Origin of the sequence: Kitasatospora cineracea (genome assembly GCF_003751605.1) — a bacterium.
Classification (GTDB): domain Bacteria; phylum Actinomycetota; class Actinomycetes; order Streptomycetales; family Streptomycetaceae; genus Kitasatospora; species Kitasatospora cineracea.
This window is the reverse complement of record NZ_RJVJ01000002.1, coordinates 860,323-878,391: the sequence shown is the minus strand read 5'-3', so window position 1 is coordinate 878,391 and position 18,069 is coordinate 860,323. Positions and strand designations below refer to the sequence as shown.

Annotated in this window: 2 protein-coding genes; both read left to right on the top strand. The window is 73.9% G+C overall.

Annotated elements, in window-relative coordinates; all coding sequences use genetic code 11:
- Positions 1-2: 2 nt before the first annotated feature.
- Positions 3-14,921, top strand: a complete 14,919-nt coding sequence (locus EDD39_RS30300; RefSeq protein ID WP_148089560.1) for a WXG100-like domain-containing protein — start codon at positions 3-5, stop codon at positions 14,919-14,921.
- 192 nt (positions 14,922-15,113) lie between these two features.
- Positions 15,114-17,987, top strand: coding sequence for an AfsR/SARP family transcriptional regulator (locus EDD39_RS30295; protein WP_123562162.1), 2,874 nt, complete (start codon positions 15,114-15,116; stop codon positions 17,985-17,987).
- Positions 17,988-18,069: the final 82 nt, after the last annotated feature.

The following is an 18,069-nucleotide window of genomic DNA, read 5'->3' as shown; positions in this document are numbered from 1 at the left end:
CCATGGCTGTCGAACTCCCGGAGCCGCTCCAGTGGGTCCTGCTCCTGCTCGCCGGAACCCGCTGGCCCGAGGCCGACGAGGACCAACTCCGCGAGATGGCGGACCACTGCCGCAAGGCCGCCGACTCCCTCAAGGACGCCACCCAGAGCGCCGACTCGACGATCAAGCGCGCCCTCGACGGACAGAAGGGCAACGCCGCCGAGGCGCTCGGCAAGTACTGGGACAAGTACTCGGTCGGCAAGGGCACCGAGCAGGACCCCGGCTACCTACCCGGCGCGATCAACGCGCTCAACGGCATGGGCGACATGCTTGAGCAGGTGGCCAACTCCGCGGAGACCGCGAAGATCCAGATCATCGCGCAACTCGGCATCCTGGCCTTCGAGTTGGCCACCGCCGAGGCCGAGGCCCCGTTCACCGCGGGCGCCTCGCTGCTCGAGGTCCCGGTGATGATCGCGGCCAGCCGGGTGGTCGTCTCGCAGCTGCTCAAGAAGCTGCTCAAGGAGATGCTCGAGATGGCGGCCAAGCAGGCCGCCCAGATGGCCGCGATCAACTTCCTGGCCCAGGGCATCGAGCTGGCCGAGGGCCACCGCAAGAGCATCGACATGAAGGAAGTCGGCCAGAACGCCCTCGGCGGCGCGGTCGGCGGCGCCTCCGCCCACCTGATCGGCAAGGGCATCGGCGCGGCCGGCAAGAAGATCGGCGCCGAGAGCGCCCTCAACTCCACCGCCGGCAAGATGGCCACCGGCGCGGCCGTCGGCGTCGGCGCCGACGTCTCCACCCAGCTCATCACCACCGGCAAGGTCGACAGCGAGTCCCTGCTCGGCTCCGGCCTCTCCGGCGGCGCGGGCGCCGGCCTGCACGCGGGCGCCTCCGCCCTCAAGGGCCACGCCGCCGCCCCCAAGCCCGCCGAGGCCCCCAAGCTCGACCTCCCCCACAGCACCGGCAGCACCGGCGGCGGCGCGAGCCACGACGGCCCGCCCACCTTCAACAAGTCCGCCACCTCCTCCGGCGACAGCGCCTACCAGGGGCCGTCCGGGACGTCCTCCTCCGGCAGCAGTGGCAGCAGTGGCAGCAGTGGAAGCGGCAGCAGCAGCGGCAGCGGTTCGGCGGAGAGCGCGGGCACGCACGGCAGCACCGGCGCGGGCTCGCTGCTCGGCGCTGGCGCTGGCGCCGGTGCGGGTGCGGGTGCTGCGGCGGCCGGTTCGTCCGGCGGGCACAGCTCCGGGACGAGTGCGAGCGCGGGCGCCGGCGCGGGCGAGTCGAAGGTCAGCGGCCTGGCGCCGTTCGGCTCGGGCCGCAGCGCCGGGGACACCGCGGGCGGCACCCACCCGACGACCACGCCCGTCACCCCCCAGGCGCACGACACCACCACCTCCGCCGGGTCCGCCACCCACGAGACCCCCGCGTCCACGCCGCGCGAGCAGACGGGCGTGCGGATCCAGGACACCCCCGCACCGCACGCCGAGACCCAGGCGGCGACGCCGAAGGTCGAATCGGTGAGGCCGCACACGGACTCCACGCCGACGGCCACCCCGCCGGTCCACGAGAACGTGGCACCGCGCACGGAGCAGGCCGCCCCGGTGCACGAGAACGTGACGGCGCGTCAGGAACCCGCTGCTCAGGTGCACGAGAGCGCTGCTCCGCGTCAGGAGCAGGTCGTTCCGCGCCAGGAGTCGGCCCCGGTGCACGAGAATGTGGCGCCGCGTCAGGAGCCTGCGGCTCAGGTGCACGAGAGCGCTGCTCCGCGCCAGGAGCAGGCTGTTCCGCGCCAGGAGTCGGCTCCGGTGCACGAGAACGTGGCGCCGCGTCAGGAGCCTGCGGCTCAGGTGCACGAGAGCGCTGCTCCGCGTCAGGAGCAGGCTGTTCCGCGCCAGGAGTCGGCTCCGGTGCACGAGAACGTGGCGCCGCGTCAGGAGCCTGCGGCTCAGGTGCACGAGAGCGCTGCTCCGCGTCAGGAGCAGGCTGTTCCGCGCCAGGAGTCGGCTCCGGTGCACGAGAACGTGGCGCCGCGCACGGAGCCGGTGGCGGTTCAGCCGCACGAGTCGCCGACTCCGCAGGTGCACGAGTCGCCCGCGCCGCAGCCGCATGAGAGTGTGACGCCGCGTCCGGAGCCGGTGGCCCAGCAGGTGCACGAGTCGCCCGCGCCGCGCACGGAACCGGTGGCGGTTCAGCCGCACGAGTCGCCGACTCCGCAGCCGCACGAGACTCCGGCCCCGCGCCAGGAGCAGATTGCCCAGCCGCACGAGACTCCGGCCCCGCGCCAGGAGCCGGTCGCCCAGCCGCACGAGACTCCGGCCCCGCGCCACGAGCCGGTCGCCGCGCAGGCGCACGGGACGGCGTTGCCGCACCAGGAGGGTCCTGCGTCGCGGGGGACGGAGCAGTCCGACGGTTCCGCGGCGGCGCACCAGTCCGCGGTGCCGAACCTGTCGGGCGTGCTCGGTGGCGCCGCGAACCTGGCCGGTGGCGGTGGCACCCATCTGGACGGTGGCACTCGGGGGGCGTCCGCCCCGACGCCGATGCGTCCGGCCGGGTCGGAGCAGTTGCCCGGTCAGGAGTCGCCGGACGCGGTCCCGGACGTCACGTCGTCGACCGCCACGCCGCCCCCGATGGCGGGCGGCGGGTACCTGCCCGGTGCGACGGCCGGTGGTGCGGCCGGTGCCGGTCGCGGCGGGGCCGGTGCGTCCGGCCGCCCGACGGGCTTCGGGGCCGTCCCGCGGCAGGACGGTCACCGGTCGGGACCGGTGACCGGTCCGGTCCGCGGTGTCGGTGACGTGGGCGGTGGGATCCGATCCGGGGCGCCGTCAACTTCCGGCGTGTCCGGTTCCGTCCACCCGAACGGCGCGACCGGCAACGGCGGCAGCCACCAGGGCGGCGGTTCGCTCCGGCCCGAGCACGAGGCCGGCCCCGAGTCGTCGCAGGTCCGGGACGAGCACGAGGGCCGGGAGCAGCAGGACGGTACCGACCGGCCGTCGGACCACGACGAGGCCGTGCCGCACGTCGAGCCGGAGCCGTTGCCGCCGGTGGGCACGCCGGAGCACGGGATCATGCACGACCCGGCGAGGTTCCTGGAGGACAACCTCCTCTCGGTGGACTTCTCCGAAGGCGTGAAGCAGCGGATGCCCGGGCTGAGGCCGGGGCAGGACATCGCGTTCCTCAACGCGATGAAGAGCAGCGACAAGCACTGGTTCACGATGGAGCCGGACCCGGCCGCCGGCCACGGCGGCAAGCCCTCCTACCACCTGGTGCCCGCGTGGGAGAAGTACGCGGCGCACTTCGCCGAGCACCCCGAGAGCTTCCCCGGACTCGAGCGCTTCCCCGAGCCGGTCGGGGCCCAGTTGCCGCCGCTGAAGGACGACAGCCACTACGTGAAGGGCGCGTACGTGCCCTACGAAGCCAGCGAGCGTCCCGGTGCCGACCACACCATCGGTCACACCGAGGTCCCGCTGCGCCCGCACCCGGGCCTCCCGCGCGAGGGGCTGGTGTTCACCGACGCGATGAACGGCTGCGCGTTCGTGGCCACCGTCAAGCCCGGCGAGGACACCTTCACGGCGTGGCACTACCAGTCGTACTCCGCCTCGGAGAACCTGCAGGCCGGCGCCGACTTCCGGCTGGGGAAGACCGTCACCCAGTGGGCGGGGCTGCACGACTACGCGGCGCCCCTGCCGCCCGGCCACACGCCGGCGGCGACCAACATGCTGCGCCACAACGGGCAGGGCTGGGAACTGGTCAGCCAGGAGACGCACACGAACATCCTGGATCCGAACCGTCCGCCGACGGTCTCCAAGCAGTCGACCATCCCGTTCGAGGTCGCGACGCAGACCCCGGAGAACCTCGTCAAGATGACGGTGGACCCGTACCACGTCAGGGCGAAGCAGCAGCTCGGACAGTTCCAGGACGCGGCGCACGGCCTCACCAAGGGGCTGGACCCGCGGGACCCGTCCGTCCAGACGCTGAAGAGGTTCGTCAATGACATGAGCGGGCGGCTCGAAGCCCAGGAGCGTCTCGTCGCCGAGCTCCAGCGGCCCGGCAAGACCCTCGCGGACGTCGAGGCCACGGTGGCCCAGCTGCAGAGGGCGAACGAGGCGAACCAGCAGTTCCTGAACGCCAGCGAGGTCCCCATCCGGCAGTTGGCGGACCAGGCCCTGGCGGCCTACCCGAACCGGACCCCCGAGACCCTGCTCTCGGAGTTCCGGAAGTCGGACTGGATCGGGGTGATGCGGGACGAGAGTGCCGCCCGGCAGCCCCAGCCGTCCGGTTCCACCGACAACCCCGGGCCGGTGACCCCGCGACCGGACACGGCCCGGTCCGGCGACGAGAGCACGTCCGTGCCGCCGCCGGTCTCGCCCCCCGCCGAGGGCAGCCGACAGGGCACCGGCGCCCGGGACTTCGGCTCGCTCCCGTCGCGCCCGGCGCCCGCGTCGGACTCGGCGCCCGCGTCGACCACCGCGCACGGCACCGCCGCGCCCGAACACCAGCCGCCCCGTCCGACGGACGCCACCGCGCACGGCACTGCCGCGCCCGAACACCAGCCGCCCCGTCCGACGGACGCCACCGCGCCCGCCCAGGACACCCGGGCCGTCCCGCACCAGCGGGACGCGGACGGCGACGCCACGCCGCAGCCCTCCCCGTCGAACAGCCGCAAGCGCGGACGGGACGAGGACGAGGACGACCAGCCCGTCTCCGAGCAGGAGCCGAAGCGCCGCCGGACGCCGTCGTACGAGAACAGCGACGCGGTCATGCAGGACCGCGGTTTCCGGGCCGTCGGCACCCACGACCCGCTGACGCAGGACCTGGTGAACCACCTCGGCGGCGAAGCGAAGGCGCATCCGCCGGTGAGTCCCGCGTTGCTCGAGAAGGTGAACCCGCACGCCGCGCCCGTCCACCCGGGCGAGGGCTTCCGGGTCGGCGACGACCTGAACGCCTGCATGGAGAACGTCGAGGCCTACCGGGACACCCACTTCGGCCGTCCCCGGGTCGCCGGGCAGACGCTGCACGGGGACGTGGAACAGAACCCGGGCAGCACGCTGTGGAAGCGGCACGACGGTCCGGCGCTGTTCGGCGAGGGCGCCGCCGCGATCCCGAAGCTGATGGAGACGGTCCGGGCCGGCGGCCCGGGCAGCTTCGCCACCGTGCTCGGCGCGGGCAAGGAGGGCACCGGCCACGTGGTCGCGCTGGTCCACGACCACGACGGCCAACTGCGCTGGGCCGACCTGTCGGACCACACGACGGCCCCCGCGACCGGCGGGCTGCCGGAGAACTTCCGCTCCGACTGGACGGTCTGGGCCTCGGTCGCCGACCCGCACGAGAACAACATCTCCGGGCCGCACGACCCCGCCTTCATGGACACCTACTCCAACTTCTCCCGCCCCGAGGAGCGGCCGCTCCCGGAGCCGACCGCCGACCACGAGGGCTTCGGAGCGAAGAAGAAGGACGGGAAGCAGAACCAGGACGACGACCCGGAAGCCGCCCAGCGGCGCGACAACGAGGCCGCCGTCACCCAGGACGGGTCGGTCAGGATCAAGTGGGACGCGGACCAGAAGAAGTGGGTCCCCTCCACCGACGACCAGGCCCACCCGAACGCGTTCTCCGATTGGATGGGCAAGGACTTCACCACCCGCAAGGACACCCCGGTCGAGGTGAACGTCGACCACCTGTCGCAGCCCGAACTCCACCAGTTCGCCGACATGCTGATCCGCAGCGACTACCCGCAGACCGCCACCAAGGTGCTGGAACGGGCCCAGTGGCTGGACGAGCAGGCCCGGCTGGGCAACGACGGGGCCGACCCCGGCAAGCACCTGCGCGCCACCGGCAACGAGATCGTCGGCAAGGGCGACGAACTGCGCGAGCGGCTCCAGCTGCTGACGGACCCCCCGCGCTTCGAGCAGGCCCACCCGACCCCCGAGGCGCGGCGCGCCTACGAGGAGGAGACGGTGCGGCGCGGCGACGAACTGGACCGCCTGCTCAAGGGCCAGGTCACGGGCGCCGCCGACCACGGCGGCCTCTACCACCTGCGCAACGAGTACGGCCCGCTCACCGGCCTCTCCAAGACCCTGTCCGAGCCGCACCCGCAGGGCGCGGGCAGCCGCGTCCCGCTGGCGCTCGACCCGAAGCTGATGGACCTGCTGCACAACCGGGTCCGCGAGTTCCGCCGCGACCAGGCGTACGCCGACGTGCCCACCGGCACCCAGTGGAAGACCGTCCAGCAGGACATCAGGGACAGCGCCGGGCAGCAGAAGCCGCCGGCCTCCGAGACCCCCAAGGTCGAGGACCCGGCGAACCCGCCGAAGCACGAGGACCCGGCGAACCAGCCCAAGGCCGAGGACCCGGCGAACCAGCCCAAGGCCGAGGGCTCGAAGAAGCTCACCAACGAGGACCTGGCAAACCTCCCCGAGGACCTGTCGACCCTCCCACCGGAGCAGCGGGCCGACTTCGTCCGCGCCCTGTCCGATCGCAACCTCGGCAACCTGCGCGACCAGGTCGAACCGCACCTCAAGGACGACCCCGAACTGCAGGACCTCCACGACTCGCTCAAGGACCTGCCCTACCGGCTCAAGCACTCCACCCCGGCCTACCACGCCATCGCCAACTCCGGCATGCTCTCCTCGCAGGGCGACCTCATGCGGCGGGACGTCAAGTTCATGGCGTCCGGGAAGAGCAGCGACACCAACACCAGCAGCCTGGGCAACGACGACTTCGCCTTCTTCCGGATGGAGGTCGGCGACGAGAAGATGGTCACCCGCTACGGCCCCACCACCATGGTGTTCGGCTCCGACATCCTGCAGCACCACGACGGCTGGGTCTCCCTGCACGACCAGCTCGAACCGCTGGACCGCCCGGCCATGCAGGAGTACAAGCTGCCCAACGGCGAGACCGTCCGCACCACCAAGTACGTCGAGGGCTCCACCGCCACCGGCGAGAAGAGCAAGTGGGAGCACACCTACCCCGGCAACGGCGGCGCGAAGCAGCACGTCACCTTCGACCAGGAGGTCTTCCACGGCAAGGACGTGGCCGAGGGCCTCGCCCTGTCCGTCGTCCAGGAGATCCACCGGGGCGGACCCGCGCTCAGGGAACACGCCGTCGGCCTCAACAACGAACTGGCCAAGGCGAAGGGCGACCTGGAAGACGCCAGGGGCACCGACCGCGAACCCGCCGCGAAGAAGCAGGTCGACGAAGCCGAACGCAAACTCGGCGACCTCGTCTCCCGGTTCTACCGCCCCGAGGCGAAGTTCGGCTCCGGCCTCCCGATCGACCCGCGCCCCGGCCACGGCCCCGGCCCGGCCGGCGAGGGCCGGCCGCCGTACCGCCCGCTCACGGTCCACAACCCGGACGGCGACGGCCGCTACCGCAACGACGGCACCCTCGACCCGATCGCGTTCGCCGCCGCCCGGATGTCCGACCGGGTCGACGACCGGCAGCGCGAGGGCGACAAGAACGCCAACAAGGGCGAGAACAAGAGGAACCTCGACAACGCGCTGCGCCAGTACGGTCCCGCCGTCTCCGCCGCGAAGCACTCCGTCGCCCGCACCGAGGAGTTCGTCCAGCAGACCGAGGCCGAGGTCCAGCGCCTCAAGCAGACGGACGACCGGAGCCCCGAACACCAGAAGCAGCTCGCCGCCGCCGAAGAGCGGGCCAAGCAGGCCAACGAGCTGCTCAACGACCGCAAGAAGCAAGCGGAAGAGGTCGTCAAGAGCAACGACGACCTCGAGAAGCGCCGGGAAGCGCTCTCGGCCAAGCCGGAGAAGACCCCGGAGCAGCTGGAAGCGGAACGGCAGAAGGCGGAAGCCGCAGCCGAGGCGCGCCGGAAGAAGGAAGAGACGAAGGCGGCCAAGCTCGCCCGCCGCCAGCAACTGCTGGAGAACCGCGGCAACGAGCAGGCGCCGCAGGGCAGCACCGGGAGCACCGGCACGCCGCGCGGCAACGACAACCAGCCCGGTTTCGGCTCGGTCCCCCACCACGCGCCGCCCACCGAACACCAGGAACCCCCGCGGCAGCAGCACACCGAGGACACCCCCGCCCCGCCGCCGCCCACCGGAACCACCCGCCCCCGGTCCGCCTCGGCCCCGCCCGAACTCGGCACCCAGCACGCACCGGTCCACGAGCAGCACCCGCCGTCCCCCGAGGGGGAGAAGAGCAACAAGGGCCCCGAGGACCACGGGGGCGGAGACAAGGACAAGGCTCCGAAGGACGGCGACGAGGAGCAGGGCAAGAAGCAGGGCGACGAGGAGCAGGGCGAGGGCAAGGCCCCGAAGGACGACGAGGGCGACGGCAAGAAGGACGGCAACGAGGAGCAGGGCAAGAAGGACGGCGACGAGGGCAAGGACAAGGACGAGGAGAAGGCTCCGAAGGACGACACCGAGGAGCGGCCCGAGTTCCCGCCGGCCGGGAAGCTGGTTCCGGTGGCGGCCGACGGTCTGTGCCTGCTGCGTTCGCTGGTCGTCGGCCTGCCCGAGCTCTCGGGCGTGAACGGCGCGCACGACCGGCTGCGGGCCGAGGTCGAGGAGCACTTCCGGACGCTGCCCGTGGACCAGTGGCCGCAGGAGGTCGTCACCAACTACCGCGGCGATCTGGTGGCCCGGGGCAACGCGTCCAGGGAGGAGCTGCTCTCCTACCTTCCCGAGGACGTGCGCGGGGGGTTCGGCGACGTGCCGCTCGCCGAGCTGCGGACGATCGTCGGCGACCACATCCTCACCACTGCCCCGCCGCCGCTCCCGCACGAGCGGCAGGCGCTGCTCGAAACCGTCCGCGACTGGGGGAACCGCTGGAACACCCAGGCGGGCGAGATGCTGCCCGTCGCGGCGGCCAACGCGCTGGGCGTCCGGCTGCGGGTCCTCGACCCGAACGGTGAGCACGTCGGGACGTTCGGCCCGGAGAACGGCCGGCAGGTCACGGTGTACCGGAACGACGGGCCCGAGCACGACGCGCCCGCCCACTACGACGGCAGCGCGCCGGTGCCGCGCCCGGAGGGTGCCCCGTCGCCGAGCCACGGGAAGTGGGAGAACGCGCTCAAGGAGCAGGAGAAGAAGCAGCCCGAGCCGGAGCAGGAGCAGGAGAAGAAGCAGCCCGAGCCGGAGTCGGAGAAGAAGCAGCCGGAGCCCGAGCCCGAGTCGGAGAAGAAGCAGCCGGAGCCCGAGCCGGAGCAGGAGAAGAAGCAGCCCGAGCCCGAACTCCCCTCGCCCGAGGGCAAGAAGGAGTCCACGGCGCCCCGGCCGATCGCCGGGACGGACCTGGTGGTCGGGCTGACCGGGAACGAGAAGGCGGTCCGGGAGCAGGTGGTCGCGGCCATCGAGCGGATGGTGCCGGGGGACCGGGCGGCGGCGCGGGCGTTCGCGGAGGAGCACTTCGGGCCGGCGACGCTGCGCCCGATGCTCGGGGCGCTGTCCCGGGGCGAGGTGTGGACGGCCTCGTTCGAGCGGCACGGGTGGAGCGGCAGCGTGGAGTTGCGCGGCCGGGTCACCGAGTCGAAGCCCGCGGGGACCGACAAGATCGAGTTCGAGAACGGCGCGGACCGGACGGTGGCGACCGGCGGGAACCGGAACTCGCAGTGGCAGTACAACGTGGGCGTCCAGGTCCGGGAGTCGAAGGGCATCGCCGATCCGACCGAGATGGTGGGGTACTTCCACGACCGCGGCCAGGCCCAGGTCGACGTGGACCTGGGCGGCATGGTGGCGCGGTCGAAGACCTCCGGGACCGCGGAGCTGTTCGACTCGACGATGCGGCTGGAGCTGGACTTCGGCAACATGAGCCACCGGGGGACCCCGGTGCGGACCGAGTCCGGGCACACCGCGCAGGTGGACCTCACGATGAGGGTGGCGGTGCCGGAGCGTCCGACGATGGGGGCCGACAGCGAGCACCGGGTGCCCCCGCAGCGGCTGTTGGACGGCCGGGTGGGCGGTCAGGAGATCGTGCTGGACCTGAAGCCGCGCGACGGCGGCTCGGGCAAGCGGCCGGTCGAGGGGCTGCTGGACCACGTCGAGCAGGCGGGTGCGCGGGAGTTCGGCAAGGACTGGCCCGCGATGAAGGAGAAGGTCCTCGCCGAGGTCGACTTCGGACGCCTGCAGCGGGACCTCAAGTCGATGACGGCGGGCGAGCCGCTCACCGTCAACCTGACGGACCGGAACGGCAAGAGCCTCGGGACGGTCGAGATCGGGGCGCGGGTCGGCACGCTGGAGCAGGTCGGCACCACGAAGGAGACCGAGTTCAACATCGGCACCACCGTCCAGCAGGTCCACAGCACGGCGACCAACAAGGGCAACGCGGGCCAGCTCGGCGCGTCGCTCGGGTTGAAGCCGGGTGCGGCCCTGATCAACGTCGGTGGTTCCGGGCGGCTGGGCCGGGACGTGGTGGAGATCTCCGGTGACAGCCGGGTCTCCCAGCTGACCAGCAAGTCGAAGGTGCCCGGTGTGCTCTACGACGGCGCCGTGCACTACGAGGTGAAGTTCAACGGCAAGGACACGGCGCACCCGGCGGGCGAGGCCGACGTCCGGCTGCTGGTCGACCGGGCGGACACCAAGGCCCCCGTCGCGGCCCCCAAGCCCGAGGACGAGGGCAGCACGGAGCCCAAGGACTCCAAGGACGCGAAGGACGTGAAGGACGCGAAGGAAGGCGGCGGGGAGCCCAAGGCCAAGGGTGCGCCGGAGCCCGAGCAGCACGAGGTGGCCGGCCCGCCGGAGTCGGTGTGGCGCGGCGGCAACGACCGGGGCGGGCTCGGCGAGGACGTCGTGGTCCGGGACGTGGAGAACACGTCCGCGCTGCGCGCGGCGGTGGACGCCAAGGGCCGGGAGCGGTTCGGCAAGGACTGGGACGCCGTCCGCGAGCAGGTGCTGCAGGGCTTCAGCCAGCCGAAGCTGGCCTCCCGGATGACCGGCATGACCCGGGGCGAGCCGCTGGTGGTGAAGATCCCGGGCAAGGAGGACATGGTGGTCACCGCCACCGCCCGGGTGCAGGAGATGACCTACCGGCGCGAGGACGGCAAGGCCGCGCTGAACACGGTGAACGAGAACAGCTCGTTCACCGTGGAGCGGCGGATGCTGGCGCGCACCGCGGCCGGCAACGGCCAGCTCGGCGGGACGGTCGCCAAGGGCGCGCCCGGCGGCGACCTGCTGGCCACCGGTTCCGCCCAGCACCGCCACCGGGAGGGCGGGCAGGACCGGCAGGCCGACCGGGTCTACGCCAACGGCAAGTACAACGCGCCGCAGGTCATCTACGGTGCGAAGCTCGCGGTGGACGTGCACTTCGGGCGCCCGGGCGAGACGCTGCCGGGCGGCCGTTCGGACACCACGGCGCCGCTCGGCATCGAGGTGGGCCTCGAAGCCGGGAACACGGTCAAGTCGAAGGTGGCGAAGACCGAGGACGGCACCCACACCTTCACCCGGCCGGAGAAGCTGCCCGAGGCCGCCCCCGTGTCCGCCGCCGCGAAGGCGCCCAACCCGGACGCGACGCACACCGCGCCGCCCCGGATCCACGAGCGGGGCGAGCTGAACGCCTCGTACGTGGTGCACAGCCTGAGCGGCGCGGACCAGGTCCGCACCACGGTGGAGAACGCCGTCCGCACGAAGCACGGCGAACTGTCGGAGGAGACCCGCCAGCAGCTCGGGGAGACCTTCGACCGGCTCGCGCTGAAGTCGCAGCTCTCCCAGCTGACCCGCGGCGGGAAGCTCACCGAGACGGTCTCCGGCACCACCTGGAAGGCCGAGATCACCGTCACCGCCCGGACCGGGGAGTCGAGTTACCACTCCACGTCGAAGGACTACGAGTTCGAGTCCGGCACCCGCACCTCCAGCGGACAGGGCAGCCTGGGCGACCGCCGCACCCGGCTGAACGGCGGCGGGATCGGCCGGCTGAAGACCCCGGTGCTGGACGTCACGGGCGGCTCCAGCTACCGGGTGGACCGCACGTACGGCCACAACTCCGAGACGGTCGGCTCGACTTCGAACCGCGGCAAGCACGTCGAGACGGCCGTGCTGTTCGACGTGGACGCCAAGTACGACGTCAAGGTCGAATTCAAGCGGCTGGGCATCGCCGACGGCTCGGTCACCCACCAGGTCGACACGGTGGCCCGGGTCGCGGTGCCGGAGCGCGACGCCGTCCCGGTGCCGAAGAAGGAGGACACCGCCCCGGCCCCGAAGGACGAGGAGGGCGCAGCCCCCAAGGAGGCCCCCAAGGAGGCCCCGAAGGACGCACCCAAGGAGGACCCGAAGGACGGGAAGAAGGACGCGGAGCCGACCGGGCGGACCACCTCCCGGCAGCCGAAGGGCTTCGTGGAGCGGCGGCGGCTGGACTCCTCGGCGATCGTCACCGACGTGCACGCGCTGGGGGACCGGAACGGTTCGGCCGGTACGGGCGGCGGGGCGCCCGGGCCGCGGCGGACGCTCGGCGAGTCGATCCGGGACCAGGTGGAGTCCGGCTGGAAGCCCCGCCGCGGCGGCGCCCGGCCGGACGGCGCGGCCCGGCCCGAGCGCAACCCGTTCGGCAGCGACTGGGAGGGGATCAGCCGCAAGCTGGACGCGGAGCTCACCCCGGACCGGCTGCAGTCCCGGCTCAAGGGCATGACCGCCGGTGACGAGATCGTGGTGCGGCACGGCCGGACCACCGTCCGAGTCGGCGCCGTGCTGCGGGACCGGATGGAGCACCTCGGCGAGTCCGGCACCACCGAGTTCAACGCCGGCACCGACGTGCAGCGCACCTTCGCCCGGACCGAGGGCGGCGGCAACTCCAAGATCGGCGTCCTCGGGGCGACCGGCGCGGCCCCGATCCCCGGCGCACCGGTCTCGGTGACCGCCGGACTGACCGGCACCGGCGGGCACGGCCACGACCACACGGAGGTCCGGACCGAGTCGACCACGGCCGGCCTGGCCACCAAGTCGAAGCTGCCCGGCAGTGCCTACCGGGGCGAGGCGGAACTCCAGTTCACCATCACCCGCAAGCCGTGGGTGGGCACCTCGGTCCACCAGCGGCGCACCGCGACGGTCGGCTTCGAGACCATCGTGGAGACCGGCGAGACCGTCCCGGTGGAGCCCTTCGTGAACGGGAAGGCGCCGGCGGCCAAGGCCCCCGAGGGGGAGACCGCCCCGGCGAAGGCCCCGGAAGGCAGCAAGACAGAGCCGACGAAGGCTCCGGAAGGCGGCAAGACGGAAGGCAGCAAGACGGAAGGCGGCAAGACGGAGCCGCAGGGCCGGAAGTCCGAGGAGGAGACGGACCCGAACGACAAGTACGGGCGGGACGAGGTCGTCGACGACCCGGCGCGCACCGTCCCGGTGAAGGCGCCGGAGACCACCGCGGTCCCGGTGCCGCCGGAGCGGATCTGGGAGAACGGCCTGCGTGACACCGACGCGCTGCGCTGGCTCGGCGACGTCGGCGGCGTCCGGGACGTGGTGCGGCTGCGCGGGCAGGACTACTTCGGGAAGACCTCCTGGAAGGAGCTGGAGCCCAAGGTCAACGCGCTCACCACGCACAGCCACCTGTCCGCCATGTTCGGCACCGCCAGCCAGGGCGGGGGGATCAGCGCGACCGCCCCGACCAACCGGGTCACGCTCGGCGGCGGCAAGGGCGTCGAGGTCGGCGTGAAGGTGGTCTCGCTGGAGCACGACGGCAGCAACGAGAAGACGGACCTCAGCCCCGCCAACACGACGGCCTCCGGCACCGCCCGCTCGGACCTGTCCGCGAACCACGCGGGCGCCCAGGCCCAGGTCGGCGCCAAGATCACCGGCGACGTCACCACCAGCCCGGGGATCACCGCCGGGGCCCAGCGGCTGTGGCGGGAGGGCGGCAGCCTCAACGAGGCCGGCCAGACCGTCTCCAACGGCAAGTTCGCGGCCCCCGTGGACCGCTACCAGGGCTACGCCGAGGTCGAGGTGACGTTCTTCGACAAGGGCAAGGACCCGGTCGTCGAGAAGGGCCTGCTGCCCATCACCCTGGACGTCCCGCGCGGCGAGTCCCGCACCGTGGACGTCCCCGGCGACCAGTACCGGGCCTTCAGCCCCGAACACCGGGACGGCACCCCGCACTTCACCGAGGGCGGCCGCCTGCTCGACCAGGTGCACGACGCGGTCCACGGCAGCAGCGGCGGCTACGACCACGGGGCGCTCACGCCCGCCGAACGCGAGCAGTTGGCCGGCACGGTGCGGCTCGGCCGGGCCGCCTACGGCCAGGCCCTCACCGCGGGCACCCCGCTCGCCCAGCAGCGGATCCAGGCCACCCACCGGCTGGTCGAACTCTCCGGCGGCAGCTCCGAGTCCGCGGCCGGCCTGCTCGGCGACCTGCTCAAGGCCCCCGCCGGGGAACCGCTGCCGGCCACCGAGGTGCGCCGGGCGCTCGACTACGTGGTGCGACGCAGCGCCGAGGGGCCGTTCACCCTCGACGACCTGGTCACCGGCGCCCGCGAGGGCTGGCCGACCGACCGGCCGTACGACGTCCGGCGCGAGACCTGGACCGACCACGGCCCGGCCAGCGGCCTGCTCACCTCCGCGATGGCCACCGCCTCCGGCGCCGTCCTGCCGCTGCTCGGCAACGGCGCGGCGGGGGCGGGCGGGGTGCTGCACCTCACCGTCAGCGGCGAGGGTCCCGGACTGCCGATGCACCGGCAGTTCACCCTGGACGGCGACCCGGTGCAGCGGATCGGGGAGATCGAGGCGGAGACCTACTTCAAGCCGGGCGTCTCGCCCCGCGAGGTCACCGTCCGGTTCGCCGGCCCGTCCGAGCACGGCCAGGACTGGGACTACCGGATCACCGCCCGCTCCGACCGCAGCCGCGAGCTGATGCTCAGCCACCGCCGCCCCGAGCCGGTCCCGGCCCCGGCGCCGGAAGCCGGGCCGGGCGAGTCGGCCGGCGGCACCTCACCGGCGGCCGCGGCGGCGGCCGCCCGGGTCGAGGCGATGCGCCGGCACGTCGAGGCGCTGCGGGCGGCGGGGGCGCCGTCCGCCTGACGGCACCGGGCACCCGTCGGGCGGCACCGCGCCGCCCGGCGGGGCACCGGATCCGCCCGGCGGGGCACTGCGGTCGTCCGGTGGGGCACCGGGCCCGTCCGGCGGGGCACTGCGGCGGGCCCGGTGGTGTGCACCGGATAACGACCGGATAGCCTCCCTCACCGAACAATGCACCACAGTGGGGGGTACACGGTGAAATTCCGGCTGCTCGGGGCAGTTGCCGCGGACGGAGCCGACGGCGAGCTCCGGCTCGGGCCGGAGAAGCGGCGCAGTCTGCTCGCCCTCCTGCTGCTGCGCCGCAACCGCGCGGTGTCCGTCGCCCAGCTCACCGAGGCGCTCTGGGTCGACGAACCGCCCGCCAACGCCCGCACCGTCGTGCAGAGCCACATCTCCCGGCTGCGCGCCCTGCTCGCCGAGGCCGGGGCCGGCCGGCACGGCGTCGGGCTGACCACCGCGGGCGACGCCTACACCCTGTGCCTGCCCGAAGGGCTGCTCGACGTCGAGCAGTTCGACGCGCTGGTGGCCGCCGCCCGCACCGAGCAGCGCTCCACCGAGGTGGTCGGCGCCCTCGAGCACGCCCTCGGCCTGTGGCGCGGACCCGCCCTCACCGGCACCGTCCCCAGCGCCCCGCTGGAAGCCTGGCGGCAGACCCTGGAGGAGAACCGGCTCGCCGCCGTCGAGACCCTCGCCGACCACCTCCAGCGACTCGGCGAACCCGCCCGCGCCGCCGAACTGCTGCGCGCCGAGACGGTCGCCCACCCGCTGCGCGAGTCGCTGGTCTCCGCGCTGATGCTCGCCCTGTTCCGGGCCGGTCGGCAGTCCGACGCCATCACCTGGTACCACCGCACCCGGGAGTCGCTGGCCGACCGCCTCGGCGTCGACCCCGGCCGGGCCCTGAACGCCGCGTACGAGCGGATCCTGCGCGGCGAGGGCGCCGCGGCCGCGGCCGCCGGGGCGGACCACGCCGCCGGGCCCGCCGACACCGCCGGACCCGCCGCGGCGCCGGTCGGGGTGCCCGGCATCCCCGTCCAGCGGGGCCGGCTGCGGCCGGCCGCGCCCGTCGTCCCGGCGCCCGCACCCGTGCTCTCGTCGGCCACGCCCCCGGCCAAGGCCCCGGACCGGGACGCCGCCGAGCTGCCCGCCGTCGACCTGCTGCCCCGGCCGCCGCGCGGCTTCTACGGCCGGGGCACCGAACTCGCCGCCCTCGGCGACGCGTTGAGCACCGGGCCGGACGGTGCGATCGCGCTGGTCACCGGCCCGGCCGGGGTCGGCAAGACCGCGCTCGCGCTGGACTGGGCGCACCGGCACGGCCACCGCTTCCCCGACGGCGTGCTGTTCGCCGACCTCGGCGGTTTCAGCGACCGCCCCGACCGCGAACTCGGCGACGTGCTGGCCGAGTTCCTGGCCGCCCTCGGCACCGCCCACGAGGACCTGCCGCCCACCCTGGCCGGCCGCGCCGCCCTCTACCGGCGGGCCACCACCGGCCGCCGGCTGCTCGTCCTGGTCGACAACGCCCGCGAGTCCGAGCAGGTCCGCCCGCTGCTCCCGGCCGGCGCCGACTCGGCCGCGCTGGTCACCAGCCGGCACCGGATGCTCGGCCTGGTCGCCTCCGAACTCGCCCGTCCCGTCCCGCTGTCCGTGCTGGGCCCGGAGGAGTCCTCGGCGCTGCTGGCCCGGGTGCTCGGCCCGGCCCGGATCGCCGCCGAACCCGAGGCCGCCCGCGAACTCGCCGACCTGTGCGACGGGTTGCCGCTCGCGCTGCGGATCGCCGCCGCCAAGGCCGCCGCCGACCCGCGCCGCGGCCTGGCCGCCGTCACCGAGCAACTGCGGCACGAGCAGCGCCGGTTGAACCACCTGGCGGCCGAGGAGATCAGCGTCACCAGCGCCCTGCGGATCTCCTGCGAACAGCTCCCGCCCACCGCCGCCCGGCTGTTCCGCGCCCTCGGCCTGCACCCCGGCCCGATGGTCGACGCCTACACCGCCGCCGCCCTCGCCGACCTCGAACACCCGGACGCCGCCCAGGCGTTGGAGCGGCTCGCGGCCACCCACCTGGTCACCGAGACCGACGCCGAGCAGTACACCCTGCACGACCTGGTCTGGCTGTACGCCCGCCAGCTCGCCGCCGAGACCTCCCGCGCCGAGCAGCGCACCGCCCGGGCCCGGCTCGCCGACCAGTACCTGTACGCGGGCCTGGCCGCCGCGCAGTGCGCCGAACCCGGCAGCAAGCCGTGCTGCGAACCGCCCGCCGGCAGCCACCGCCAGCGCACCGTACCGGAGTTCACCGCCATCGGGGACGCCCTGCACTGGCTCGGCGCGCACCGCGAGACGCTCGCCGAGGTGATCGCCACCGCCACCCCCGAACGCACCTGGCGGCTGGTGCTCACCCAGTGGCCGCTGATCCTGCGCCGGGTCCGCGACGGCTGGGTTCCGCAGCTCCAACTCGCCCTGGAGGCCGCCGTGGAGGCCGGCGACCTGGACGGCGAGAGCCAGGTCCGGGCGCTGCTCGGCTGGGTCCTGGTCTCCAACCGCCGCCTGCACGAGGCCGCCGCCTGCCTGGCCCCCGCCGCCGAACTCGCCGCCCGGGCCGACAACCAGGTCGGCCGGGCGATCGCCCTGATCAACCTGGCCGCCGTCCACTCCGAACTCGCCGACCACGCCGCCGCCGGAGCCGGACTCGCTCAGGCCCTGGAGATCGCCCTGGCCGCCGACCACCCGCACACCACCGCCCTCGCCCTGCTCAACCTGGCCCGCCACCACCTGGGCACCGGACGCCCCCGGCCCGCCCTCGACCACGCCCTGCACGGCCTCGCGCTGAGCACCGGCACCCACTCCGACCCGCGCCGCGTCCTGCTGCACACCACCGCGGGCGAGGCGCTCTCCGCGCTCGGCCGCCACCCCGAGGCCCGGGCCCGGCTCGGCGCCGCCCTCGCCGAGGCCGAACAGGTCGGCCACGACGAGGCCACCGCCGAGGTCCTGCGCGCCCTGGCCCGCGCCGAGGACGCCGCCGGACACGGCCACGCCGCCGCCGCGCACCGCCTCCGGGCCGACCTGCTGTCGCCCGTCTGACGCCCCGTCACCCGCCCCCGCGCCGGGCGTGATCCGCGTCACGCGCCGCGCTGACAATGGGACGTTAACCAGGCGCAGCCGA